This is a genomic window from Microbacterium sp. MPR-TSA4, from assembly GCF_058792815.1.
This window is the reverse complement of sequence record NZ_JBXAFF010000014.1, coordinates 1-23,862: the sequence shown is the minus strand read 5'-3', so window position 1 is coordinate 23,862 and position 23,862 is coordinate 1. Positions and strand designations below refer to the sequence as shown.

Below are 23,862 nucleotides of genomic sequence, written 5' to 3'. Positions count from 1 at the left end.
GAACCGACCAGCAGACCGCCCTGGAACGACTGCGAACACGTCACCGCCGTGCACACCGCCGCCGCCGTCGGCGCACCCAGAACACCCTGGTCATAGCCGCGGGCCGCCCAGGCGGAGAGGAACAGCCCGGTGGTGATGATCGTGCCCCGCGCCGTGGAGACGTCGATGCGCGCCCGCTCGAACAGCTGCGAGCAGGAGGTGCCTGCGCCGCACGTTGCGGGAGCGACCGGTGCGCCCAGGGCGGCATATCCCCCCGCCGCGAGGTACGGTGTCGCGATCGCGGTCGGAATCGCCTGGGCGTTCGAACCGGCCGCCACGATGAGGCCGCCGTCGAACCGCTGCGTGCACCCGCCGCCGGCGCACACCGCATCGCTCTGGGGATACCCCATCGCGCCCGCCGACATGCCGTTCGCGCTCCACGCCTGGAAGATCCCGCCCACGACCGCGGTCGCACCCCCGCCGGAGAAGAACGCCGCCCGGGCGAAGGTCTGGGCGCACTTGTCACCGGCCGAGCAGACCTCCGGGCCGCGCGCGCCGCCGAGGGCGACACCGCCCGCCGCCAGCCAGGTGTACTGGATGTGCTGTCCCACCAGCGACCCGCCGACCGAGTCCGCCGCGATCACCCCGCCGTCGAACGACTGCGCGCAGGTCGAGTCAGCGGCACAGACCGGCACGCCCGTCGGCAATCCCGGCTTGCCATCGATGAACCCGAGGTTCCGCCACATCGACTCGACGACCGACGGGACACCGAACACGCCCCGCGAGGGGAACCAGAAGATCGTCCCGCCGGCGAACGACTGCTGGCAGTAGCGGTTGTCGATGCAGACGACGACGCTCCTCGGCGCGCCGAGGATTCCGGAAGCTCCGCCGAGGGACTTCCACACCGCGGCGTACTCCCCCGTGACCTGCTCTGCGGTCGGGTCGCCGAACCAGTCGGTGTACAGACGCCAGAAGTTGCGGTTGCCGTAGGACGAGCAGAAGTCACCGGTGCTGTAGAGGTTGTCGAGCGCGGCCTGATTGGGTGTGTACGGCGTGTAGACGTACAGCGCGCGCGTGGCATCGTTCTGGATGTAGACGCGCTTGGTTCCGCAGATGCCCTTCGTGTCCGGAGGGTTGGCCTGATACAGGATGTTGTTCCACCCCAGCTGGTAGCCGAACCAACTCGGGTTCTTGATGTAGATCTGCATCTGCCGAGCCGCGCCGTACAGCTGGTAGAAGAAGCCCGCATAGTCGGGGTCGCAGGCGGCCCCGTCGGGGCATCCCTGCCCGAGCGCCGCACTGTACTGCACCTCGTACGGCGACGGGTCCGTGACGAGGCTCTGCTCCTTCTGCAGCATCACGAGAATCACCTTGGGGTTGATTCCGCACGACTGGGCGACGGCCGAGATCAACTGGGCGGCGGTCATCGAGCCGCCCGGGAACGCACTGCAGTAGGCGTTCGCCGCGAGCGCCGGCGTCGACTGCGCGACATAGTCGCGCATGCACGGCATGCCGTACAACGGCCGACAGTTCGACACCTTCGAGTTCAGGAAGCTCTGGATGTCGGATGCCGAGAGCGACCCCGAATCGAAGAAGTTGCTGTCGGAGATCAGATAGCCGGCCTGGAAGCTGCTCGCGGTCGCGGCGTCCGCGGCCGGCGGTTGCAGCGGTGCGACGACTCCGACGAGTCCCGAGAACACCGCCGCAACGACGACCAGCATCGAGAGGAGACGACGGCGGAGGGTCCGCGGGGCTTCACTCACGGCTGATGGACCAGCACCGATGCGGACGAGCCGGCCGAGGTCGGCGAGGTGAAGCTCAGAACGAGCGTCCAGTCGCCGGGCTCGGCCGCGATCTTGATCAGCCCGCAGTTCACGGCTGCGGGCGTGGCGTGGGCCTCTGTCTGGGCGGTGAGGACGCGACCCGTCGCCGATGTGGCGGTCAGCGAGCACGTCCCCTCCTCGTCGGCGTCTCCCGTGACGAGGCCCGATGCGAAGACGTCCTCCCCGTCCGCTCCCGAGCTGACGATCGTGACCGTCGCCGTGGCGCCGGGCGTCGGCGACGCGATCGGAGAGGGCGTCGCCGGGGTCGCAGAGGACGTCGGCGTCGGCACGGCAACGGTCGCGCTGGTGGGAGGAACCGGAGCGGTCGTCGTCGAGCCCGGCGAGCCTGCGGAGCCGGTCGCGCATGCGACGAGGGACATCATCGCGCCGACCGACACCAGCGCGCCGAAACCGACGCGCCTCATCGCGTCGCGCCGCTCGCCGAGACCAGGCTGCACTCGTTGACCGTAGTTCACTCCCTCAGTATCAACCACAGTTGGCGAGAATGGTCGAGATCAGCCCGCGTGCCCTTCACGGACGCGACTCGCAAGCGATCCCGTTGTTGTCGCGGTCAAGCCTGGCGACATCGCCGTAGTACGGCTTGTACTTGTCGAACCATGCCTGCGCTTGCGCCTGCGTGTCAAAATCGTCGCAGTTGACCGTATCGCCGGGGTTGGCGGGCGTCCCGCCGCCGGACGAGCCGCCCGTCGACGGCGCGGAGCCCGGCAGGGGATAGCTGGCCCGCCACGCATCGGCCTCGGCTCCCGTGAGCACCCGTACGCCTCCACCGGGCTGCCACACCATGAGGCCGTGCTGGAACGGAACCTGGCACTGGCCGCTGAAGCACGACTCGGGCCCCTCGACGAGACCGAGGTGACCGTCGGGCCCACCTTCGCGATAGAGCCAATGGTCGACGTACGCCGTGGAGAGCGACACGATCCCCGTGGACGACGACGTCAGCGTGCCTCTACTGAACTGCTGATAACACGCCGCTCGTTGACACTCCATCGCACCGAGCGGAACACCGAGAGAGCCACCACCCCCTCCTCGGGCGATCCAGTCGCCGTAGAACCAGCGCTTCGTGACGGGGAACGTCACGCCGTAGCCGCCCGGATTCCAGACGATGACACCACCCGTGAACGAAGCCTCGCAGTACCACCCGTAGCACTTCTCGGGCCCCGAGACCAGACCGATGTCGCCGTCCGGTCCGCCCCACGCAAGCCACGTGCGCACATAGGAGCTGGAGAGTTTCACGATCTGGGTGCCGTCCGAGGTGAGCACGCCACCCACGAACTCCTGCCAGCACGAGGACGACTGGCACGTGAGGCCGTTGAGCGGGATGCCGATCTCTCCGGTGACCGCACCGAGCCGCTTCCACGCCTCTTCGAACCACGGGTGCACGAGGATCACCTGAACCCCGACGCCGGGCGTCCACCGTGCGACACCGTGGGTGAACGGAGTGGCGCAGTACGTACCGAAGCAGGATTCGGGGCCCGCGACCAGCCCGAGCCCGCCGTCCGGGCCTCCGGCCGCGAGCCATGTCGAGACGTACTCGGTGGAGAGCTTGACGATCCGGGTCCCATCGGACGTGAGCACTCCGCCGGCGAACTCCTGCCAGCACGAGCTCGACTGACACTGCATCGGGTGCAGGGGTGCGCCGAGGACGCCGCCGGTTCCGCCCAATTCGGTGTACGTCGGTTCGAACCACGGGTGCACCGGGATGTCGGTCGAGGCAGCCGCTGCGCTCGACGCCGTCGAGCCGGCGATACGTGCGGGCGCCGCGTCCACGGGCGCGGCGTACGCACCGGTGCCCGCTCCTGCGGCGACGATCACCACGACCAGGGCTGCGCAGACCGCGCTGAACAGAGAAAGGCGCCCCCGTCGCCTTCGCGCCCCGACCATGGACACCAGTGGATTCGACTGCACAGTCATGTCCTTTCATCCCGCAGACGGCTCGTCTCCCGCGCCTCGACCACACGCTACCGTTCTTCCGGGATCCGCCGAGGGCGTCGCCGCCGTCCCCGCCCCCGATCACGTGCCGCCTTCGCCGCCCGGGTGCGATAGCGTCGCCGGGTGGACACGCTCACGCAGGAGACACGACGTCGAAACACCTCCGGTCGGCAGTGGTGTCTCTTCCTCGACCGCGACGGCGTGATCAACACCCGCATCATCGACGGCTATGTGCGCACGTGGGAGCAGTTCGCGTTCGAACCCGGGGCACTCGAGGCCCTGGCAGTCCTCGCGCAGTGGGCACCGCGCATCGTGGTCGTGACGAACCAGCAGGGCGTGGGCAAGGGGCTCATGACGGCTGCCGACCTCGACGACATCCATCGGCGGATGCGCCTCGAGATCGAAGGGGCGGGAGGGCGGATCGACGACATCCGCGTGTGCCCCCACCTCGTCGGCGCGGACTGCGACTGCCGCAAGCCTGCTCCCGGGATGGCGCTGAGCTACCTCGCCCAGCATCCGGAGGTCGATGCGGCACTGTCGGTCATGGTGGGCGACACGGAGTCGGACATCGAGATGGGACGGCGACTGGGAGCGCGCACCGGCGGCACGATGACCGTGCGCATCGATGCCGTGGACGATCCGCACGCCGACGTCACGTTCCCGACGTTGGCGGCATTCGCCGCCGCCGCCGCGGGGCCGGATCACTCCGCGGAGTAGCCGAACCCGTCCTCGATGGCCTGCATCAGCGAGTGGATGACGACGAGCTCCGACTCCTGGATGCGGTCGGCCCAGCGACTGGCGCCGAGGGCGATCGTCACATCGGCCAACGCCCCGATCGGGCTCTCGGCCGTGCCCGACGAGGCCACGACCTTGCCTCCCGCCGCCTTCATCGCCTCCGCCGCGCGGAGCACGTTCGGTGACTTGCCGCTCGTGCTGAGCGCGAGCAGGACGTCGCCGGGGCGAGCGAACGCCTCGACGAACTTGGAGAACACGAACTCGTAGCCGTAGTCGTTGGCGACGCAGGTGAGGTGGGACGGGTCGGAGATCGCCATCGCGCGCAGCGGCGGCCGATTCCCACGGAACCTGCCGGTGAGTTCCTCGGCGAAGTGCTGAGCGTTGGTCATCGAACCGCCGTTGCCGCAGGCGAACAGCGTCCCTCCCCCGCGCAGTGAGGCCACCATGGTCTCCGCCGCGGCCGCGAACGACGCTCCGAAGCGCTCGTCCTCCGCGAGGGCCGACATCCGGCGTGCGTTCTCGAGCAGGTTCTCCTGAACGATGTTCATCTTGTGATTCCTCTCCCGCGCGGCTCAGCCGCGACGCACCTGTTCGCCCTGCGACAGCTTCGTCGTCGAGACACCGTCGAGGAGGGTCACGATATGGACTCTGCCGCCCCAGGCCTTGGCATCGTCTCCCCCGACGACCTGATCGGGTCGGTAGTCCGATCCTTTCACGATGACGTCCGGCTGGATGGCCCGGATCAGCTCGCGGGGAGTGTCCTGCTCGAACACGGTGACGAAATCCACGTAGCGTACGGCGTCCAGCACCGCCATGCGATCCGCCTGCGGTTGCAGCGGTCGCGACGGTCCTTTGAGTCGCGCCGTCGAGGCATCCGAGTTCACTCCCACGACGAGCACGTCGCCGAGCGAACGGGCCTCCTTGAGGAGAGCGACATGGCCGGCGTGCAGGAGGTCGAAGACTCCGTTCGCGAAGACCACCGTCCGGCCCGCGTCCTTCTCCACCCGCACCAGTCGCGCCAGCTCATCCCAGTCCTCGATCGTGCCCGGCCGGTGGGCGGGAGAGGAATCGATCAGCAGTTCGTTGAGGAGGTCGGCCGAGGTCACCACCGCGGTGCCCGGACGGGCGCAGGCGATGCCGGCGGCCAGGTTTCCGACCTGCACGGCCTTCAGGGTGGACAGGCCGCTGCCGAGGCCCACTGCGAGACCCGCGATCATGGAGTCACCGGCACCGGAGACGTCGGCGACGAGACGGGCGCGCGTGGGAAGCCGCGTGCGCGCGCCGCCCTCGACGACCTCGACGCCCAGCGCGGACAGGGAGATCGCGACGGCCGACACATCCGGGACGGCCATCGCCTCGGCGATCTGCGCGAGCACCTCCTCGGTCGGCGCGGTCGCCGACACCCCCGCCATGAGGGCCGCCTCGGCGAAGTTGGGCTTCACGACCGTCGCGCCGCTGTACTTGCGGATGTCCGCCGACTTCGGGTCGACGACGACGGGCAGGGAGCGCTCTCGGGCGAAGGCGATCACGCGCTGCACGACCGCCTCGTCGAGCATGCCCTTCGCGTAGTCGGAGAGGACGATGACGCACCGATGGTCGTGCCCCTCGACGGCATCGCGCACAGCGCTGAGCACGGCATCCGCACCGGCCGCATCCAGCGACGACGTGTCCTCGCGATCGATGCGCACGATCTGCTGCTGCCCGGCCACGACCCGCAGCTTCTCGATCGTGGGGGCATCGCCTCGGGCGACGCGGCGCGCCTGGACGCCGGCGGCCGCGAGCAGTCTCTCGAGCTCCCGGCCCGCCTCGTCCTCGGCCCACGCCGCGATGAGAGTCGCCGCGGCGCCGAGCCCCGCGATGTTCATTGCCGCGTTCGCGGCGCCTCCGGCCACCGAGCGGTCCTGGGCGACGCGGAGCACGGGGATCGGCGCTTCCGGAGAGATGCGATGCACCGCGCCCTCGACGTACCGATCGAGCATCGCGTCGCCGACGACGACCACATGCACCGCCTGGAACCCGAGGACGTCGTGAGGAGTGATGAGGGGAAGAGAAGTCATGGCGGGTTCCAGATCAGTGACGGAGACAGGACGCGGGTCAGCCCGCGGACGCCGGTGTCTCGGAAGGACGAGAGGACTCACCGATGAGCGCGAGGGCGGCGCCGGCGACATCGGCGGAGTCGACGGCGAGGATGCAGTGCGGCTCGCGCGACGAGCACTCCTCGCCGCATCCGGGTGCGGGCCGTTCCGGCTGGAGAACCGCTCGCTGACGCGACCACGGGCCGAATCGCTCCGGCGCATTGTCGCTCCAGGGCGAGCCCGTCGCGGGATGGCAGGTGACGACGACGGTGGGAACGTCGAGAGAGCTCGAGATGTGCTGCAGACCGGAGTCGTTGCCGATGAAGAGGTCGCACTGCGAGATCGCCGCGGCGCTCTCGCTCAAGGAGAGTTCGCCCGCGAGATCCACGGCCGCGATCCCGCGGTCGCGGAGAAGCCCCACGAGTTCGGCCGCACGCTCGCGGTCGGTCGGGCCTCCGAGGATGCGGACGCGGACCGGCCCGCTCTTCGCGATCTCGACGACGGCCTCGGTCAGACGTTCGACGGGCCACTGACGCTTCGCGTCCCGTGCGCCGATGCCGAGGCCGATGACCCGTCCGCTCTCACCGGGCAAGGAGGCGCGGGCTTCTGCGCGCGCCGCGTCGGCGGCGTCGAACAGGGCTCGTCCCACCGGCCGGGCGCCCGGATGGGTCCATGCCAGCCCGAGCCAGTCCGCCAGGCGGCGCAGCTGAGCGACGGTCAGCAGGGGGTCGTTTCCGCGCGGGAGCTCATCGGTGAAGAGCGCGCTCTGGTCGCCGAGCCAGTCGGGCTCGCGCTGGGGGACGGGGGTGAAGCCGACGACCGAGCGCGCACGGGTGGCGACCGCGAGGTACCGGATCGGGGTGTCGTCGAAGTCCCAGCGCGGCAGGACCGCCAGATCGTAGCCGCGGATCCCGAACCGGCGCAGAGCCTGCCGAACCGTGAGGATCTGCCGCTTCAACGCCGAGCCCTCCGTGATCGGCGACCAGAAGATCAGACGGTCGACGCTGGGGGCGGCATGGAAAGCGGACCCCGGGCCCGGCTTGACCACGAGGTGCAGTTTCGCGGAGGGCCACTGGCGACGCATGGCGTCCAGCAGCGTCAACGTGCTGACGGTGTCGCCGATCTCGTCGCTGCGGAGGATGACGACCCGGCGCGGCTCCTGCGTCGGGTCCCAGGAGCGCCGCCGGCGCGAACCGAACAACCGGACAAACCGCCGTGGCGACAGAGGATCGCGATGCCGGATGGCATTGATCTCCCACTGGACGCGGTGAAGCAAGGAACGCGCGTTCATCCGAGCCATTCTACTGCTCACGCGGCGCCGCCCCCGCGGCGCGGTGGCGGAGGACGTCGTCGACGATACGTCCGGCCCGCGCGTCGAAGGAATGATCCCGTCGGATGCGCTCGGACGCGGCCGCGAGCCCCTCCGCATCCGGGAACAGATCGGCGGGGTCGCGTGCCAGCAGCTCGAGCAGTTCCTCGTCCGTTCGGAACACGGGCACGGCGTCACCGAACACGCGGTCGATACCGTCGACGTCCTCGCTGATCACCCGCCCGCCGGCGGCCACGACGTCGAACGGCCGCATGGCGATGAACCCTTCTTGCCGCATCGCCGGCCATTGGTCGTTGAGGACGATGGAGGCCGTCTCATAGCGCTCGCTGAGCCGGTCGTTCGGAAGGTTCTCCGCCGCGATGGCCGAGGCGGGGATGTAGGTGCGCCAATCCGGTCCGTAGACGCGCACCGGGATGCCCGCCGCCAGTGGCACGACGACGCTGGGCCGAGCGATTCCTCGCGCGGTGCCGACGAAGACGATCTCGTCGGTGCGCGCCAGGCCACGCGGGTAGAACTGATCGGCGTCGGTGCACTCCAGCAGCGGCGAGACGGTGATGTTCCACCGCTCGGAGGCCGCTGCACTCCACAGATCGGATGCCGCGTAGACGATGTCGAAGTCGTCCACCTCGGCTCGCGTGATCTGGTCGGGGTGGCTGATGATCCACTCGACGCGGGTACCCGTCGTCGGGGGCGAGATGCGGTACGGACCTCGCACCACCAGCGTCACGTCGTCGAGGGCAGACGTCCACCGGTCCCGGGCATCGAAGCTGTCCACGGCCACGAAGTGTCCGCGTCGTCTGAGGGCCTTGGCGAGTCCGTCGGCGAAGTGCGTGTCGCCCCAGACGGCGCCGAGGGGACCGGGCGGTGCGCAGATCTTGATGGCCCACCGCAAGGCCGCCGGCTCCGGGCGTCGCCACTCGAGCTCGGGCAGCGGTGCGGCGGACGGCGTGAGCGCGGGGCGCCAGGCCGTCACCCGGAAGCCCGCTGCACGGAGGATCTCTTCGGCGCGACGGCGCTCGTCGGAGAAGGGCGCCGCGGCGGGTTCCTCCGTCCGGAACGCGGTGTGGCGCGCGTACGACGTGCTCCGGATGCCCGCGTCGATCTGGCAGACGAAGCCGGGAACTCGAGCACGCAGGGCGGCGCTGAGGGCAGGCACGGCCGCTCCCGCCGAGACACCGTCGAACCCGCCGATCGCGGACCAATCCTCACGAGCCATCGCGAACGTGGGACCGGCCAGAAGGGGCACTTCGATGCGCGACGTCCCGAGGAGATCGAGGTCTTCGCGGGGATGGCCGCTGAGAATCGCGTAGGGCACGGTCCCGCCGGTGCCGGCCGCGCCGAAGGCCGCGACGGTTCCGTCGGGCGCGATCTCCACGGGTGCGACCGCCCGGCCCGGCACGACGCCTTCCCGCAGTGCGCGGATCTCGGCCGTGGTGAGGTCCGATCGCGGGCCGACGATCGTGATCGTGCCCGATCCGCGTCGGGGCGCGGCGTCGGCGCTGCGGACGGCATCCCGATAGGACGCGGCGCGCGGAACGATCACTCGCCGCAACGACGGGAACAGCCGTGCGGCGACGTCGAGCCCGATCCACTGACCGGCTTCGCATCCGACCGCGACGACGACCACGTCATCCGTGTGGGCCAGGGGGGTGACCTCGAGGACGCGACGGGGGTAATCGCGATCCCGCCGCTGGAGGATACGAACGACCAGGTCGGCTCGATCTGCGTCCCCGGCGGGTGCGTGCGTCCCCCGTCGCCACTCTTGCGCGGCCTCCATCGCCCAGGCGCGCAGCTGCATCACCGGCACGGACCGCGACCGTTCGCCGATCCGAACCTCGACGATCGCGCTCTCCCGGCGCGCCCAGACGTCGTCCAGTGGCGCAACGCCCTCGGCCCGGTGGGCGTCGGCCGGCGCGTCCCACCAGGGATGGACGGACACCGTGCGTCGATCGCTCACGAGGTAGGCGTAGAGCGCGGGGACCCGATCGGGCTCGGGCAGCGCCCGCCCGGCGACGAGCTCGTCGAACAGCGGATTCAGGCTGAGGCCGGATCTGAATCCGCGCGTGACGTAGTCCACGATCGCCCGCGCGTCACCGGCACGGCGCCATCCGCGCTGTGCGGCGTAATACTGCGCGTCCACCAGGCCGGAGCGGCGGATGACCCGCCACCACAGCAGACGGTCCGCGGCCCTGACGAGCGCGCCGGCCACCGGAGCGCCCCTGACGCGACGCCAGGCGGCGCGCAGACGCGATCGGGAAGCGGTCATCACGAGTCGCCTCGGCCGCCCAGACGTCGTCGCAGACGCCGCAGACGCGAAGCGATGGGCTGATGAGAATCGATGTCAGCACGGATCTGCTCCCGGAGGCGGTCGGCCGACGCATCGACGTGGTCCGCCAGCCGCCTCTCCATCCCCGCCAGGTACAGCGGAAGGCCCATTCCGTTGGCGGACGTCCAGGCGGCGAGCTCGCGATCGCGCACGAGGGCGTCGTCTTCGGCGTGTCGATCCTCGAGGGCGAACATGCTGTTGGACGCCACTCCGCTGGCGGAAGGGCGTTGGGTCCATATCGCGAGGGGAGCACCGGGGATGAACCCCACCGAGTGTCGAGCGAGCACCCGCAGCAGGAACTCCCAGTCCTCGACGGTGCCCAGTCGCTCGTCGTAACCGCCGACCTCGTCGTGGACCCGACGTCGGTAGAGCAACGAGATCGGGACGACGCGATTGCGATCGAGCATGTCGGTCAAGGAGACGCGGGTCATCCCTTCCCAGAACGGCACCCGCGAGGCCTCGACCCATACGCCGCCGACGTTCTGCTCGTAGGCGATCGCGGTGGCGACGGCGACGCCCACGTCCTCCGGGTGTGCGTCGAGCCAAGCGACCGTGCGCTCCAGGAAGCGCGGGTCCCACAGGTCGTCGTCATCGTGGAGGACGACGAACTCGCTCCCGTCGGCCGCCGCGACGCCGGTGTTCGCGGCGACGCACCGCCCGCCCGGTGCGGCGGTGTCGATCAGTCGGGAATCGACGCCGGCGGTGGACACGATCTGCGCGGCCACGGCGCGGTCGCCGCCGTCATTGACGACGACGATGCCGACGTCATGGAAGGTCTGTGCCGAGATGTCAGCGAGAGACCTCGTCAAGAACTCCGGTCGGTTCTTCGTCCGCACGATCACGGTGACACGAGGAGGCATGACTTACACCCTAGAACCGCGCGCGTCCTCGCGCGTCCTCACAGGTCGGCGTGCAGCTGCCAGACCCGCTCGGCCGCGCTGAGCCAGGAGAAGGCGCGTCCGCGGTCGGCGGCGAGCACGGCCTGCCGCTCGACGACGGCCGTCGACGACAGCAGGCCCGCGAGCGCGTCCGCGAAGGCGCCCTCCTCGTCCGCCGGCACCAGCACGCCGCCGTCCCACACGATCTCGCGGTGCGTCGGCGAGTCCGCGGCGATGACGGGCACGCCGACGGCGAGCGCCTCGACGACCCGCCACGGGAAGCCCGCGAGCCGGCTCGGCGCCAGCAGCGCGACGGCGCCCCCGAGGACGGCCGCACGATCGGCATCCTCGAGCGTCCCTCGCACGTGCACGCGGCCCTCCGCCAGGCCGGACGCGGCGGCGAGGTCGGCGAGAGCGGGCTCCGCGCCCTCGGGGGCGTCGAGCACGACGACGGGCAGGTCGGCTCCCGAGGTGGCGATCGCCGTGAAGGCGTCGGCGAGACCCGCGGATGCCGCCGCGGAACCGGACACGACGAGGCACCCGTCCGGGATGTCGAGCGCGCGGCGTCGACCCACCTCGTCGGTGGGCACGGCGAAGCGCGCGGGTGCGGCGCCGGCGATGACGCGGAGGCGGTCGCCCAGGGGGGCGATCTCCGCGAGCCTCTCCGCCATCGCGTGAGTGGGCACCACCACGGCGTCGGCATGCTTGACGGCGCGCTTGAGCATCGCCCGATGCCACGCGACGGCGGGACGCGACATCTCCGCGGCGCGCTCCCACGCGGCGAGGTCCCACATCGTGACGACCGTCTGATCGTTCTCGTGCACCCGATCGTGCTTCACCAGGGGCGCGAGGGAGGTGGGCGAGTGGATCATCCCTCCCCCGATGCCCGGTGCGATCCCGAGCTGCCAGGAGGCGGCGAGCTCACGGCGCGGCAGCGACGCGCGCGTGACGTCGACGAGGCCGGGAACGGCGGCCCCCAGCGCGGCGGACGCGTCGGGAACCGACGGCACGATCGCGGCGACGTCGCACCCCGACGGCGCGGTCGCCACGAGCGCGCGGGCGATCTCGCGGGTGGCGATCGCGAGATCGGCGTCGGTCGCGGCGACGATCTGATCCAGCACCAGGCGGAGGGTGGCGGTCATGACCTCAGCCCTCGGGGGTCGGCGTGGGCGCGGGCGGGTAGAGCGCCTGCTGGATGAGGTCGCGCACGTGCGCGTACTCGTCGGCCGTCGGCTCGTCCGTGTCGATGCCGGCGCCCTCGGGCGTCAGTTCGAGCGTCTGCACGGGCTGCTCCTTCGCCTTGACGCCGAGCTGCACCAGATACCCCAGCATCGAGTCGGGGATGTCGGTCTTCACGAGGTCCTCCCCCGCCGCGGCGACCGCCTGGAAGCGGCTGAGGACGTTCGCGGGGTTCGCCTGCGCCAGGATCGCCTGCTGCAGCTCCCGCTGACGGCGCATGCGGTCCCAGTCGCTCGTGGTGTACCGCGACCGCGCGTACCACTGCGCCGTGTCGCCGTCCATGTGCTGCGCTCCGGCCTCGATCCAGCCGATCGCCCAGTCCTCCGCCGGCTCCCCCTCGTAAGTGGGACCGCCGCCCTTGGGCAGCCGCTCCTGGACGGTGATGTCCACGCCGCCGAGTGCGTCGACGATGTCGGCGAACCCCTTCATGTCGACGAACACGTAGTACGGGATCTGGATGCCGAGGATGCCCTCCGCGGCATCCTTCGTCGCCTCGATGGCGGGGGTGGAGCTCTGCGCGGCGGCGTCGGGGTAGATCTCCGCGCCTGCGTCGGGCTGGCAGATCTCGACGGCGTTCATGAGCTGGTTGATGCCCGGGCCCCAGCCGCACGTCTGCGAGGGGTGGCCCTCGAACCCGTCGGGATAGCGGTCGTGCATGGGTCCGTCGGCGAACGGCGCGTAGGCGAGGTCGCGCGGGATGCCGGTGATGTGCACGGCGCCGGTCTCGGCGTTGACCGAGACCACCGAGATGCTGTCGAATCGCATCGAATCGCGCCCCAGGCCGCTGTCGGCGCCGAGGAGCAGGAAGTTGTAGTACCCGTCGGAGGGCGGCACCGGCGGGGCGTTGTTCGTGAAGATCGACGCGATCGCCTCGCGAGCCGGAGCCAGCAGCTGCTGCGCGGCGTACACGGCGCCGCCGCTGCCGACGACGAGGCTGAGGATCGCGAGCGCCGCGACGATCGGCCGCGAGCCGCGGCGGACGTTCACCAGCCGAATCAGCCGGAGCGTGTCGATCGTGAGCACGACCCACAGCACGGCGTACGCCAGGAGCACGAGCTGGATGACGAGCAGCGCGAACCCGTTCGTGCCGATCGTGAAGAGCAGCGACGGCCAGATCAGCGCGGCGACGCCGGCGAGCACGACGACCACCCACATGAGCAGGGTCGCCGTCAGGCCCACCCGCCCGAGGCGCCGGCTGCCGGCGAGGGCCTGAGCCGAGCCGGGCAGGAGGAAGTTGAGGGCCAGGAGCCACCAGGCGCGCCGCGTCATGACCTGCGGCGAGCGGGTGTCGGGGCGACGCATCGGCTGCTCGCCGACGATCACGCCTCCCCCGGCACCGCCTCCCGCGCCACGGGGCGGACGCGGCGGGGCGGCGATGCTCACAGCGATTCCTTCAGACGCAGGTTCTTCTCCTCGACCTGCTCCTCGAGGGTCCGCGCGTACTGCTCGACACGGTCGGCCAGTCGCGGGTCGGACGAGCCGAGGATGCGGGCCGCGAGCAGTCCGGCGTTCTTGGCGCCGTTGATGGACACGGTCGCCACCGGGATGCCCGCGGGCATCTGCACGATGCTGAGCAGGGAGTCCAGCCCGTCGAGCGTCGCGAGCTGCACCGGCACACCGATGACGGGGAGGGAGGTGACCGACGCCAGCATGCCGGGCAGGTGCGCCGCGCCGCCGGCTCCGGCGATGATCGCGCGGAGGCCGCGGCCGCGCGCCTCACGGCCGTACCGCAGGAGCTTGTCGGGCGTGCGGTGGGCCGAGACCACCTCGACCTCGTGCGGGATCGTGAACTCGCTGAGCACCTGCGAGGCGTCGCTCATGACCCGCCAGTCGGAGTCCGACCCCATGACCACGCCGACGAGAGGGGATGCCGAGGAATGCAGGGGTCTTGTCACCCGACAAGGCTATGGCGGCACCCTGGAAGAACCCCGGAACGCCACGCTCGAGAGCCGTCGGTGACGAGCGTCGGAGTCATGCCCTCATGCCCGTCGACATCACCCGCGAGCACGCCCATGCCCACCGATGGTCCGACGTTCGTCACGCAGCAACCGCCGACCCACCCCCACGATCGGGCGCGGGCCGGAGGGCGGAGGGGCGCGTCAGTCGATGAAGAAGGCCGCCGCCGCGCGGGCCTCGTACACCACGGCATCGAGATCGTCGCCGACGGCGTTGACGTGCCCGACCTTGCGCCCGGGGCGGGGCGCCTTGCCGTAGGTGTGCACCTTCACAGCGGGATGGGCCTCGAGCACCGCGGGGAATCGACTCTCGAGCGTGTCGTGCTGCGGACCGCCGAGGATGTTCACCATGACCGCCCACGGCTGCCGCGGGGACGAGTCGCCCAGCGGAAGGTCGAGGACCGCGCGCACGTGCTGCTCGAACTGTCCGGTGACGGCGCCGTCCTGGCTCCAGTGGCCGCTGTTGTGCGGGCGCATCGCGAGCTCGTTGACCAGCAGCCGCTCGTCGGTCGTCTCGAACAACTCGACGGCGAGCATGCCCGTCACGCCGAGACCCTCCGCGATCGCGGTTCCGATCTCGGCCGCGACCTCGGCCAGACGCGCGCCGCCGCGCGGGGCGGGCGCGATCACCTCGGCGCACACGCCGTCGCGCTGCACCGTCTCGACCACGGGATAGGCGAGCAGCGCACCCGACGGTCGTCGCGCCACCTGCTGGGCGAGCTCGCGGGAGAAGTCCACGAGCTCCTCCGCCAGCAGCGCGCCGCCATCGAACCAGTCCGCGACCTCCGCCGGGTCGCTGACGACGCGCACGCCCTTGCCGTCGTAGCCGCCCCGGGGCGTCTTGACGACGGCGCGGCCGCCGTGGGCGTCGAGGAACGCCCGCAGCGCCTCGGCATCGGCCACGGCCGCCCAATCGGGCTGCGGCATCCCCAGCTCGTCGAGGCGGGCACGCATCGCGAGCTTGTCCTGCGCGAACTGCAGCGCGTCGGGCCCGGGGTGCACGCGCACACCGTCGTCCACGAGCGCGCGCAGCACCTCCTGGGGAACGTGCTCGTGATCGAAGGTGAGCACGTCCACGTCGCGCGCGAACGCCCGCACGGTCTCGAGGTCGCGGTAGTCGCCGGTCGCGGTCGCGGCGATCGCGGCGGCCATCCCGGGCTCCTCGGCGAGCACCCGCACCTGCACGCCCAGCTCGACGGCCGGCGCGATCATCATCCGCGCCAGCTGACCGCCGCCGACGATTCCGAGGGTGAGTGCCATGGTGCTCCCTTTCGTCCGCTCCATCTTCTCAGGTCGGCGAGAGGGCGCTCCGCCACCGCGGCCGCGCCGTCCGCCCGCCCGCCGGCCGGGCCGTACGGGGCTACGGAAGCGGGGGCGGGTCCGGGATGACCGTGGTCGCGGCGTCCCACCGAGCGTCGCGATGGGCCAGGATCTGGCTCACCTCGACCTGGTCGGACAGCGCCTCGTGCAGGAGGCGGACCGCGGGGACGTTCACGAGCCGAAGGGGCTCGTCGACGCCGTTGGAGAGCACCAGCGTTCCGGCGCCCCACAGCCGCTGCAGCGGACCCCGGCGCTCCGCGATCGTGTAGCCGCGCGCGTGCAGGAGCTCACGCCGGCGCTGGCCGAAGGTCCCGGACTGCTCGACGACGCGCCGCGTCGTGACCGTGTAGGTGTGCGACAGCCACCGCAGGTACGGGAGGACGACCAGCAGGAGGACGACGGCGCCCGCCGCCGCCCACAGCATCCAGTCCTCGAACGGAGCGGGGAGATTGCCCGTGAAGTAGCCGACGGCTCCGGCGGCGACGATGAGGACGAGCGCCGACCAGAACAGCCGGCGCGCGTGTCCGCGCACGCGCGCGATGCGGCGCTCGGGTGTCGGCGCGCCCGGCGCGGGCGTGGCGGGTCGCCCGGGGTACGCGGTCGGCGAGGTCACGCTCTCATTGTGCCGGTCACCGCGCCGAAACGGGGCGTGACCGGGCCGAGGTCCGCGATTCGCCCGCCGCCGGCGCGATCAGCGCACGTGCACGACGTCACCGGCGCCCACGACGCTCTCCGGGCCGTCGTCGGTCGCGACGACGAGCCGACCGTCGGCGTCCAGCCGCGCGGCCGTGCCTTCGATGACCCCGCCGTCGGGCAGCGAGACGGTCACCCGCGTGCCGAGCGTGCCGCAGCGCGCGACGACGTCGGAGGCCACCGCGGCTCCCCCGCCGACGGCCAGGCGGGCGATGCGGTCGCGGAGCGCGTCGAGGAACGCCGCGACGAGCCGGTCCTCGTCGGCGACGGCCCGCAGGGCGGCGAACGAGGTCGCCGTGGGCACGGGCAGCTCCGCCTCGGACATCGTCGTGTTCACACCGGCGCCGACGACGACCGTGTGCGGATCCGAGGGAACGACCTCGACGAGGATGCCGCAGATCTTGCGGCCGTCGACGAGCACGTCGTTCGGCCACTTCACCGCGACGTCGTGGGCGGGCAGCTGGGCGGCGATCGCGTCGACCATCGCGGCGCCCGCGACGAGCGGGATCCAACCCCGGTCGTGCACGGCGACGGCGCCGACGCGCAGCAGCACCGACACCGCGAGGGCCGATCCGGGGGGCGTCACCCAGGTGCGGCTGAGCCGGCCGCGGCCGGCGCGCTGGTCGCGGGTGAGCAGCACCGACAGGTGCGGATGCCCGTCCGGATCGTCCTCGGCATCGCGGACGAGCTTGGCGTTGGTGGAGTCGACGGTGTCGATGACGTGAACGCGGGGCGAGACAGCGGCCGTCAGGGGATAACCCTCGGTGGGAATCGACATAGCGTCACCCTACGCCGCACCCGCGAGGCCGGACGGCGCGTCGTTCCGCGGCATCCCACAATCGAATCGCCGTCTCGTTGTGAGCGTCCCCCAACCGACGCACGGGGGCGGTCGCTAGGGTGGGAGGCGTGCCAGAGCAGCCAGACGAAACCGTGCAGCCAGACCACTCCGCGCAGCCCGACCTGTCGACGACGGCCGGCAAGATCGCCGACCTCCGCGCCCGCTACCAGGCGGCCGTCGTGGATGCCGAGGCCACCGCGCGCGACAAGCAGCACGCGAAGGGCAAGCTCACGGCGCGCGAGCGCATCGAGATGCTCGTGGACCCCGGGACCTTCGTCGAGTTCGACGAGTACGTGCGTCACCGCACGACGGCCTTCGGCATGGACCGCTCCCGCCCATACGGCGACTCGGTGGTGACCGGCGTCGGCACGATCCACGGCCGCACGGTCGCCGTCTACGCGCAGGACTTCACGACCTTCGGCGGGTCGCTCGGCGAGGTGGCCGGCGACAAGATCATCAAGATCATGGAGTTCGCGCTGCGCGGCGGCATGCCCATCATCGGCATCCTCGACTCCGGCGGCGCCCGCATCCAGGAGGGCGTGGTCGCCCTCGGCAAGTACGGCGAGATCTTCCGCCTGAACACGGCGGCCTCCGGCGTCATCCCGCAGATCTCGATCATCATGGGCCCGGCGGCCGGCGGCGCGGTGTACTCCCCCGCGCTCACCGACTTCGTCGTCATGGTCGACAAGACCAGCCAGATGTTCGTGACGGGTCCCGACGTGATCAAGACGGTCACGGGCGAGGACGTCGGCATGGAGGAGCTCGGCGGCGCCTACACGCACAACACCCGCTCCGGCGTGGCGCACTACCTGGCCGAGGACGAGGACGACGCGATCGACTACGTCCGCTCGATGGTCGGCTTCCTGCCCGACAACAACATGGCCGAGATCCCCGTCTACGAGAACGAGTTCGAGTGGGAGACCACCGACGCCGACCGGACGCTCAACACGGTCGTGCCCGACTCCCCCAACCAGCCGTACGACATCCACCAGGTGATCTCCCACATCGTGGATGCCGGGGACTTCCTCGAGGTGCAGCCGCTGTTCGCGCCGAACATCGTCATCGGCCTCGGCCGTGTCGAGGGCCGCACCGTCGGCATCATCGCCAACCAGCCGTCGCAGATGGCCGGCACCCTGAACATCGAGGCGGGCGAGAAGGCGAGCCGGTTCGTCCGCTTCTGCGACGCGTTCTCCATCCCGATCCTCACCCTCGTCGACGTCCCGGGCTACCTGCCCGGCACCGACCAGGAGTGGACCGGCGTCATCCGCCGCGGCGCCAAGCTGCTGTACGCGTACGCCGAGGCGACCGTCCCCCTCGTCACGGTCATCCTGCGCAAGGCCTACGGCGGCGCCTACATCGTGATGGGCTCCAAGCAGCTGGGCGCCGACGTCAACCTCGCCTGGCCGACCGCCGAGATCGCCGTCATGGGCGGTCAGGGCGCCGTCAACATCCTCTACCGCGGCGAGATCCGTAAGGCGGAGGAAGCCGGCGAAGACGTCGCGGCGGTGCGTCAGCGCCTCGCGAACGAGTACACCTACAACGTCGCGTCGCCGTTCCTGGCCGCCGAGCGCGGCGAGCTCGACGGCATCATCGAGCCCGCCCAGACCCGCGTCGCGGTCGCCAAGGCACTGCGGTCGCTGCGCGGGAAGCGGGCCAGCCTGCCCGCGAAGAAGCACGGTAACATCCCGCTATGACCGCGTCCGCCACGCCGCCGCCGAGCGCGGCCGCCGCCGGTGCGGATGCCGTGCGCATCGATGTCCGCCGCGGCGACCCCACCCCGGAGGAGCTGGCCGCCGTGCTCGCGGTGGTCACCGAGGCCTACGAGCGCGAGGCCGCCGACGCCGTCGCCGACGAGACCCCGCGGCGATCGGCCTGGGAGCTCTCGGCCCGGAACCTGCGCGCGCCCCTGCGGCGCGAGACCGGCTGGGGACGCTTCGCGGGCTGACCCGCTGTCTTTGTCCCCCAAAATACCTACAGACACAGCTTCTCGGAGCCGGAAGAATCGATATCGCTGGAACGCTTCTGCGTTCGGTCGGTTCCGCTTGATGAGCGGATCGGCCCTTCGCGAGTCGGTTTTCGGGTAACCACTCGCATGGCGAGGGGCGGGCGGCTTCGCCGCCCCTCGCCTCCTCTTCCTCTCGAGCCGCTCTCTCGGGGCGCCTTTCTCGGGCTGCTGTCTCTGGCCGCCGGCCTCACCCGCGGCGCGGGATCTCGCTCCAGAGGTCCACCTGGTCCTCACCGTCGTCGGACGGGGTCCGTCCCACGACGGTGACGGCGATCTCCTCGTGCGCGGACGCGCGCACGTAGACGCGTTCCGAGTCGGCATCGGCCAGCACCTCCGCCAGGCGTGCACGGATCACCGCGCGCTCGGCGGGCGACAGCCCGTCCAACCCGCCCTCGTCCAGCACCGAGACGATGGTCCCGCGCTCCCGGGCGGCGGACAGGGCGGCGCGGACGGCCTCGTCCAGCAGCGCCGACCCGCGAAGCTCGTCGCGCAGCGCCTCCTCCGCGATACGGGCCGCTCGTCGCTCGCCCTCCGTCAGGCGCCCCCGGGTCTCGATCGTCCGGGTGAGCACGGGCCCCGCCAGCGCGAGCGCGCGCTGCACCTGCGTGCGCCGCTCGCGCCGCGTCCCCTCCTGAGCCGCGAGCCATTCGGACGCCGCGCGCTGCAACGCGGTCAGTTCCGCCGTGTCGGATGCCGCGCGGTCGACGAGCCAGGTCAGCAGCTGCGCCACCCCCACCCACAGCACGGCGCCCACGACGCCGAGCGCCAGCGCGTCGACCGGCCCGATCCACAGGGCCGCCTCCGCGGCCAGCAGGATCACGCCGACCCACGCGACCCACGGACGTCGGCGCACCATGACGATGGCCAGCAACGCCCCGACCGCCCCCACGCTCCAGGTGCCGATGTCGGTGCGTCGCGCCTCCATCCCCACGGCGACCCAGCTCGCGTTCGGCACGAGCACCGCCGTCGCCAGCGCCAGCACCGCGGCCCATGCCGGCAGCACCGAGCGGTGTCCGAGGTCGCCGGTGATCGGGTCTCGTCGCGACGGCTTGGATCCGGAGTTCCAGAAGACGCACACCCAGGTGGTCGCGAGGTAGAGCGCCACGGCGACCAGCTGCACCGCGACGTGCGGCGGCGGGCTCGACCACAGCACGGCGCCCGCGGCGAGGTAGGAGGTGAAGGCGATCGCGAGCACCGAGAGCGTGGCGCGCACCCGCAGGTTCATCGCGGGTACTCCCAGTCGAGGGTGACGACGGTTCCGGCGGCGGTGGTCCGGACGCGGGCCCGGCCGCCGACGGCGGCCATCCGCGCGACGATCGATCCGCGGATGCCGAGGCGGTCGTCGGGGATGGCGGCCGGATCGAAGCCCGGTCCGCGATCGACGATCTGCACTCGCACACGAGCGGCATCCGCGCGCAGCGACACCTGCAGCCCGCGCCCGTGGGCGTGGTCGATCGCGTTGCTCACCGCCTGCGTCGCCGCGAGCACGAGCGCCCGGGCCACCCGCCCCGGCAGCACCGGGGCGTCGGCGGCGACCTCCCCCGCGACCGGGGCGGCCCCGTCGAGCTCGGCGACCACGGCGCGGAGGGTCGCGGCGACCGCGGCGGCCGCGACGGGCTCGTCGGGACCCTCGCCGGAGTCCTGGTCGGTGTTGGCGAGACGGGTCAGCGCCTCGCGCGCCATCGCGGCGGCCAGCGCCTCCTCGCGCGGTGTGCCGGCGCGCTCGGCGGCGATGAGGGCGGCCAGCACGCTGTCGTGCATGAGGGCGGCGACGGCCACCCGTTCGGTCTCGGCCGCGTTGGCCGCGGCGGCCTCGGCGTAGGAGGCGACCGCGTCGCTGCGGGCGCCGTCGATCCCCACGGCCACGCTGCGCAGCAACCAGCCGAGCGTGATCACGACGGCGGCCAGGATGGCCGCGAAGACGGCGTCGCGCACGACGTCGACGGTCTGTGCGGCGTCGGCGCCCAGCTGCGTCACGCGCGCGATCGCATAGAGCAGCGGCACGAGGGCCGCCCAGACGATCTGCACGGGCAGCCGGAAGGCGAGGACGGCGGCGGAGGTCGCGACGTTCAGGAGGTACCAGATCCACGGCGCACCCGCCGCCTCCTCGGCACGGCCCTGCGTCACCAGCGGCCAGCACAGCAGCGCGACCGCGAACACGACCGCGAAGACGCCCGCCGCGGTGCGCACCCCCACTCCGGCGACGCACGCCGCGATCATCACCCCGAGCGGGATGAAGACGGCCAGCAGCAGCGGCAGATGGGCGGCCGGATTCTCCTGACGGGAGGCGAGGGCGTTCAGGAACGACTGCGCCCCCAGCACGGCGCACCCCAGCGCCACCACGACACGGATGATCCGCTCGACCCGCGCCTGCGTGAAACGCTCGGCGCCGGCCGCGATGTCGCCGAGCGGGCGACGCACCGCCGGATCGACGGCGATCGGCGGCACACCGGCCGGTGACGACCCGTCAGTCGCCACCGGCGCCCGCTCCGGCGTGGCCGGGCATGAGGCCGTCTTCCATCGCTCGGCGCAGGAGATCGACCTTCGTGGGTGCGGGACGGCCGACCTCGACGTACTTCACGCGCACCCGCGTGATGTTCTCCTTGGCCGTGGAGTAGGCGATGCCGAGACGGTCGGCGACCGCCTTCAGCGGAAGGCCGGCGGCGTACAGGCGCAGGACGTCGCGCTCGCGCTTGGAGAGCTGGGCGTCGGCGAACGCGCGGTCGCCGTCCACCGCGCTCGCCCACTCCACGTTGTCGAGCGCCTCTCCGCGCGCCACCGTGCGGATCGCCGCGATGACGTCGTCGATGCGGGACGCCTTGCTGATGACGCCGGCGGCGCCGGCGGCGAGCGCCTCGCGCACGGCCCCGGGACGGTCGGCGACGCTGTGGATCAGCACGGGCGAGCCGTCGGCGACGAGACTGGAGACGTTCTCCGTGACGGTCGTCCCGTCACCCAGGGTCAGATCCAGCACGACGATGTCGGCGGGGGCCGCTCCGGATCGCTGCCGCCATTCCAGGTAGGCGCGCACACTGCTGCCGGAGAACACGACGTCCTTGGTCACGGCGCGTGCACACGCGGCCTCGAGCCCGAGCCGCACGGACTCGTGGTCGTCGATGAGAGCCACACGCGTCATGGGGTCAGCCTAACCATGACGCGTGGCGCCGACATCCGCCGAACGGGTGAGTTCCGCGGCGCCGTCGGCTCACTCGGCGCGTTGCAGGACCGCCACCGCTTCGACGTGATGCGAGTGCGGGAACAGGTCGCGCGCCTCGATGCGACGCGGCTCGTAGCCGTGCTCGCGGAAGCTGCCGAGGTCGCGCGCGAGGGCGACCGGATCGCAGGCGACGTACACGACGGATGCCGGGGCCAACGCCGCGATGCCGTCGACGACCGCGCGGCCCGCTCCCGCCCGCGGCGGATCGAGGAGGATGACGCCGCGGCTCAGCCGCGCGCGCTCGGCGGCGCCGGCGTCGGCGTTCAGCCGGGCGAGGAAGCGGTCGGTCCGCGCCGTCTCGGCGCGCGCACCGACCCAGTCGGCGAGGTTCTCGCCGGCGTGCTCGGTCGCGCGCGGATCGGATTCCACCGAGGTCACCCGGGTGGCGGCGCCGCCGAGCTCGCCGAGGGTGGCGGCGAAGAGCCCGACGCCGCCGTAGAGGTCCAGATGCTGGGCGGTGTCGTCGATGCCGCCCAGCTCTCGCAGCGCCTCGGCCACGACGGCGGTCAGGGTGTGCGCCGCGAGGCGGTGCACCTGCCAGAATCCGCCCGCGTCGACGCGGAAGCGCCGTCCGGCCGCCTCCTCCCAGACCACCTCGGCGGCGGCATCCGCCCGGCCGGGGCCCGCGGAGGCAGACGCTCCGGCGCGGTTGCGGCCGCGACCCCTCCCGCGTCCGGCGCGTTCCGCTTCGGGACGCGGCACGATCCGCACCCGCCCGTCGGCGGGCTGGACGAGGTCCACCCGACCGGGCTGCGCGGTCAGCTCCCGCGCGGCGCGCGCGATCTCCGCCGTCGCCAGCGGCAGGTCGTCGACCGGCACGACGCGGTGGCTGCGCGCCGCGTAGGGTCCGACGCGTCCGTCCGCGTCGACGTGCAGGCTGACCCGGGTGCGCCAGCCGGTCGCATCCTCCGACTCCGCGGCGAGCACCTCGCCGTCCGCACCGTGCAGCGCCGCCGCGCCCGAGACGGCCACCTCGGGACCGGTCAGCCCGCCGAAGCGCTCGAGGGCGTCGCGGAGCACCTGCTGCTTCAACGCGCGCTGGCGCTCGAGGGTGATGTGGCCGAAGTCGGCACCGCCGGGGCGCAGGTCGGGGTCGACGTCCAGGTCGGCCGCCGCCCAGACGTGGGCGCGCCGATCCGGCGAGGCGTCGAGCACCTCGACCGTGGCCGCGCGCCAGAACGACGACTTCGCGGTGTCGGTGAGACGGGCGCGCACCCGTTCGCCCGGGATGGCGTCGGCGACGAACACGACGCGTCCCTCGTGGCGGGCGACGAACACACCGCCGTGCGCCACGTCGGTGATGTCGAGGTCGATGAGGTCGCCGGAGTCCATCCTCCGATGCTGTCACGTCGGCCGAGCCCACGCCGACCGACGGTGACGATCGTCGGATTCTTGTCCGTCCTCCGGCGCTCGGCCGCCCGTCCGGCTCGCGCGCAGCGGAAACTCCGACGTTCGTCACGCGCGGGGGCGTGCGGATGCCGGCGGGGGCAGGGCAGGGG

General features: G+C 71.9%; 21 protein-coding genes. 3 read left to right on the top strand and 18 right to left on the bottom strand.

Translation table 11 applies throughout. The features are described 5' to 3' along the window. The 3 genes from AC1Q49_RS08020 to AC1Q49_RS08010 all read right to left on the bottom strand — a co-directional run. Window positions 1-1,700: LasA N-terminal domain-containing protein (locus tag AC1Q49_RS08020; protein WP_492491491.1), on the bottom strand; the 1,700-nt coding region annotated here is incomplete at its 3' end. Between the two features lie 38 nt (window positions 1,701-1,738). Then, the gene (locus tag AC1Q49_RS08015) at window positions 1,739-2,260 is read right to left on the bottom strand and encodes an RAD23 family protein (protein WP_060960955.1); all 522 of its coding nucleotides are present in this window, start codon (window positions 2,258-2,260) and stop codon (window positions 1,739-1,741) included. Window positions 2,261-2,333: 73 nt separating this feature from the next. Beyond that, window positions 2,334-3,638 carry an excalibur calcium-binding domain-containing protein gene (locus AC1Q49_RS08010; protein ID WP_223849529.1) on the bottom strand — a complete coding sequence of 435 codons (1,305 nt, stop codon included), beginning with the start codon at window positions 3,636-3,638 and terminating at the stop codon, window positions 2,334-2,336. A 237-nt stretch (window positions 3,639-3,875) separates the two neighbouring features. Here AC1Q49_RS08010 and AC1Q49_RS08005 point away from each other — a divergent pair, with 237 nt between their 5' ends. Further along, entirely contained in the window at window positions 3,876-4,469 is a 594-nt protein-coding gene (locus AC1Q49_RS08005) for a D-glycero-alpha-D-manno-heptose-1,7-bisphosphate 7-phosphatase (RefSeq protein ID WP_060960957.1), read from the top strand. Here AC1Q49_RS08005 and AC1Q49_RS08000 read toward each other — a convergent pair. The 11 genes from AC1Q49_RS08000 to AC1Q49_RS07950 form a co-directional block, all read right to left on the bottom strand. Beyond that, complete coding sequence (locus AC1Q49_RS08000; RefSeq protein ID WP_492491488.1) at window positions 4,454-5,035, bottom strand: D-sedoheptulose-7-phosphate isomerase; 582 nt, start codon at window positions 5,033-5,035, stop codon at window positions 4,454-4,456. The genes AC1Q49_RS08005 and AC1Q49_RS08000 overlap by 16 nt on opposite strands. Before the next feature lie 24 nt (window positions 5,036-5,059). After that, window positions 5,060-6,544, bottom strand: a complete 1,485-nt coding sequence (locus AC1Q49_RS07995) for a PfkB family carbohydrate kinase (protein WP_060960959.1) — start codon at window positions 6,542-6,544, stop codon at window positions 5,060-5,062. Between the two features lie 37 nt (window positions 6,545-6,581). Next, on the bottom strand, window positions 6,582-7,853 hold the full coding sequence (locus AC1Q49_RS07990) for a glycosyltransferase family 9 protein (protein ID WP_219879422.1): 1,272 nt from the start codon (window positions 7,851-7,853) through the stop codon (window positions 6,582-6,584). 10 nt (window positions 7,854-7,863) lie between these two features. Next, window positions 7,864-10,158 (bottom strand): glycosyltransferase family protein, encoded by a 2,295-nt coding sequence (locus AC1Q49_RS07985; RefSeq protein ID WP_492491485.1) that lies wholly within the window; start codon window positions 10,156-10,158, stop codon window positions 7,864-7,866. After that, the gene (locus tag AC1Q49_RS07980; RefSeq protein ID WP_492491483.1) at window positions 10,158-11,078 is read right to left on the bottom strand and encodes a glycosyltransferase family 2 protein; all 921 of its coding nucleotides are present in this window, start codon (window positions 11,076-11,078) and stop codon (window positions 10,158-10,160) included. The genes AC1Q49_RS07985 and AC1Q49_RS07980 overlap by 1 nt, the downstream gene beginning before the upstream one ends. Before the next feature lie 38 nt (window positions 11,079-11,116). Beyond that, window positions 11,117-12,238, bottom strand: coding sequence for a glycosyltransferase (locus AC1Q49_RS07975; RefSeq protein WP_492491481.1), 1,122 nt, complete (start codon window positions 12,236-12,238; stop codon window positions 11,117-11,119). Window positions 12,239-12,242: 4 nt separating this feature from the next. Then, complete coding sequence (locus tag AC1Q49_RS07970) at window positions 12,243-13,718, bottom strand: LCP family protein (RefSeq protein ID WP_492491479.1); 1,476 nt, start codon at window positions 13,716-13,718, stop codon at window positions 12,243-12,245. Beyond that, on the bottom strand, window positions 13,715-14,182 hold the full coding sequence (gene purE / locus AC1Q49_RS07965) for a 5-(carboxyamino)imidazole ribonucleotide mutase (RefSeq protein WP_191009570.1): 468 nt from the start codon (window positions 14,180-14,182) through the stop codon (window positions 13,715-13,717). The genes AC1Q49_RS07970 and purE overlap by 4 nt, the downstream gene beginning before the upstream one ends. Window positions 14,183-14,434: 252 nt before the next feature. Then, a complete protein-coding gene (locus AC1Q49_RS07960) occupies window positions 14,435-15,574 on the bottom strand; it encodes a 5-(carboxyamino)imidazole ribonucleotide synthase (protein WP_492491477.1) in 1,140 nt (379 codons plus the stop codon). Between the two features lie 76 nt (window positions 15,575-15,650). Then, entirely contained in the window at window positions 15,651-16,223 is a 573-nt protein-coding gene (locus AC1Q49_RS07955; protein WP_492491475.1) for a PH domain-containing protein, read from the bottom strand. A gap of 78 nt (window positions 16,224-16,301) precedes the next feature. Beyond that, complete coding sequence (locus AC1Q49_RS07950) at window positions 16,302-17,081, bottom strand: biotin--[acetyl-CoA-carboxylase] ligase (protein WP_061782056.1); 780 nt, start codon at window positions 17,079-17,081, stop codon at window positions 16,302-16,304. A 152-nt stretch (window positions 17,082-17,233) separates the two neighbouring features. Between AC1Q49_RS07950 and AC1Q49_RS07945 the strand changes: the two genes are divergently transcribed. Continuing rightward, entirely contained in the window at window positions 17,234-18,835 is a 1,602-nt protein-coding gene (locus AC1Q49_RS07945; RefSeq protein ID WP_060960968.1) for an acyl-CoA carboxylase subunit beta, read from the top strand. After that, window positions 18,832-19,086, top strand: a complete 255-nt coding sequence (locus AC1Q49_RS07940; RefSeq protein WP_492491472.1) for an acyl-CoA carboxylase subunit epsilon — start codon at window positions 18,832-18,834, stop codon at window positions 19,084-19,086. Before AC1Q49_RS07945 ends, AC1Q49_RS07940 begins: the two co-directional genes overlap by 4 nt. A gap of 247 nt (window positions 19,087-19,333) precedes the next feature. On the opposite strand, the gene AC1Q49_RS07935 is transcribed toward AC1Q49_RS07940, so the two are convergent. From AC1Q49_RS07935 to AC1Q49_RS07920, 4 genes are all read right to left on the bottom strand, one after another. Next, entirely contained in the window at window positions 19,334-20,371 is a 1,038-nt protein-coding gene (locus AC1Q49_RS07935; RefSeq protein ID WP_492491470.1) for a hypothetical protein, read from the bottom strand. Next, complete coding sequence (locus AC1Q49_RS07930; protein ID WP_492491468.1) at window positions 20,368-21,624, bottom strand: sensor histidine kinase; 1,257 nt, start codon at window positions 21,622-21,624, stop codon at window positions 20,368-20,370. The genes AC1Q49_RS07935 and AC1Q49_RS07930 overlap by 4 nt, the downstream gene beginning before the upstream one ends. Continuing rightward, window positions 21,614-22,282 carry a response regulator transcription factor gene (locus AC1Q49_RS07925; RefSeq protein ID WP_060960971.1) on the bottom strand — a complete coding sequence of 223 codons (669 nt, stop codon included), beginning with the start codon at window positions 22,280-22,282 and terminating at the stop codon, window positions 21,614-21,616. Before AC1Q49_RS07925 ends, AC1Q49_RS07930 begins: the two co-directional genes overlap by 11 nt. Before the next feature lie 69 nt (window positions 22,283-22,351). Beyond that, window positions 22,352-23,695, bottom strand: a complete 1,344-nt coding sequence (locus AC1Q49_RS07920) for a class I SAM-dependent RNA methyltransferase (RefSeq protein WP_061782054.1) — start codon at window positions 23,693-23,695, stop codon at window positions 22,352-22,354. Between the last annotated feature and the right edge of the window lie 167 nt (window positions 23,696-23,862).